This window comes from Peribacillus sp. Aquil_B1, from assembly GCF_022603275.1.
Classification (GTDB): domain Bacteria; phylum Bacillota; class Bacilli; order Bacillales; family DSM-1321; genus Peribacillus.
Genome location: NZ_JAKXEE010000015.1, coordinates 1 through 1,136 on the forward strand (window position 1 = coordinate 1; position 1,136 = coordinate 1,136).

Genomic DNA, 1,136 nt, shown 5'->3' on the forward strand with positions numbered 1-1,136 from the left:
TTCCTTATATGTTTGGTGGCGATAGCGAAGAGGTCACACCCGTTCCCATTCCGAACACGGCAGTTAAGCTCTTCAGCGCCAATGGTAGTTGGGGGTTTCCCCCTGTGAGAGTAGGACGCCGCCAAGCAGTTATATATGGAGGATTAGCTCAGCTGGGAGAGCATCTGCCTTACAAGCAGAGGGTCGGCGGTTCGATCCCGTCATCCTCCACCATTTTTACACCTGCCGGTGTAGCTCAACTGGTAGAGCAACTGACTTGTAATCAGTAGGTTGGGGGTTCAAGTCCTCTTGCCGGCACCATTTTCATACAAGCTTTATATAGCATATATAAATAGTTTATATGAGCCATTAGCTCAGTTGGTAGAGCATCTGACTTTTAATCAGAGGGTCGAAGGTTCGAATCCTTCATGGCTCACCATTTTATTATGCGGGTGTGGCGGAATTGGCAGACGCACCAGACTTAGGATCTGGCGCCGCAAGGCGTGGGGGTTCAAGTCCCTTCACCCGCATGTTCGCGGAAGTAGTTCAGTGGTAGAATACAACCTTGCCAAGGTTGGGGTCGCGGGTTCGAATCCCGTCTTCCGCTCCACTATTTATTTATGCCGGGGTGGCGGAACTGGCAGACGCACAGGACTTAAAATCCTGCGGTAGGTGACTACCGTACCGGTTCGATTCCGGTCCTCGGCACCATCTTAATATGCGCCCGTAGCTCAATTGGATAGAGCATCTGACTACGAATCAGAAGGTTGTAGGTTCGACTCCCGCCGGGCGCACCATATTTTTTTCGGGAAGTAGCTCAGCTTGGTAGAGCACTTGGTTTGGGACCAAGGGGTCGCAGGTTCGAATCCTGTCTTCCCGACCATTATTTTTTTGGGGCCTTAGCTCAGCTGGGAGAGCGCCTGCCTTGCACGCAGGAGGTCAGCGGTTCGATCCCGCTAGGCTCCACCAAAAAACTTGACAAGCCGTTTTGGCTTTGTTATGATATGAAAGTTGATTCCTTAAGAAGAGTCAAATTGCTCTTTGAAAACTGAACAAAACAAAGCGCCAACGTTAAATTTTAAGTGAGCACACACTATCAAAAAAGCAAATGAGCAAGTCAAACATTTCTTCGGAGAGTTTGATCCTGGCTCAGGACG

The 1,136-nt window shown here is 49.7% G+C and carries 9 tRNA genes and 1 rRNA gene; all 10 read left to right on the top strand.

The window, feature by feature from the left end:
- Positions 1-11: 11 nt before the first annotated feature.
- The 10 genes from rrf to MPH60_RS27520 all read left to right on the top strand — a co-directional run bounded on the left by rrf (position 12) and on the right by MPH60_RS27520 (position 948).
- Positions 12-127, top strand: a 5S ribosomal RNA gene (gene rrf, locus MPH60_RS27475).
- A gap of 10 nt (positions 128-137) precedes the next feature.
- Positions 138-213, top strand: a tRNA-Val gene (locus MPH60_RS27480).
- Between the two features lie 11 nt (positions 214-224).
- Positions 225-300, top strand: a tRNA-Thr gene (locus MPH60_RS27485).
- 42 nt (positions 301-342) lie between these two features.
- Positions 343-418, top strand: a tRNA-Lys gene (locus tag MPH60_RS27490).
- A gap of 9 nt (positions 419-427) precedes the next feature.
- A tRNA-Leu gene (locus MPH60_RS27495) sits at positions 428-509 on the top strand.
- A gap of 5 nt (positions 510-514) precedes the next feature.
- Positions 515-589: transfer RNA gene (locus MPH60_RS27500), tRNA-Gly, on the top strand.
- A gap of 12 nt (positions 590-601) precedes the next feature.
- A tRNA-Leu gene (locus MPH60_RS27505) sits at positions 602-690 on the top strand.
- 9 nt (positions 691-699) lie between these two features.
- Positions 700-776: transfer RNA gene (locus MPH60_RS27510), tRNA-Arg, on the top strand.
- A gap of 9 nt (positions 777-785) precedes the next feature.
- Positions 786-862: transfer RNA gene (locus tag MPH60_RS27515), tRNA-Pro, on the top strand.
- Positions 863-872: 10 nt separating this feature from the next.
- A tRNA-Ala gene (locus tag MPH60_RS27520) sits at positions 873-948 on the top strand.
- Positions 949-1,136: the final 188 nt, after the last annotated feature.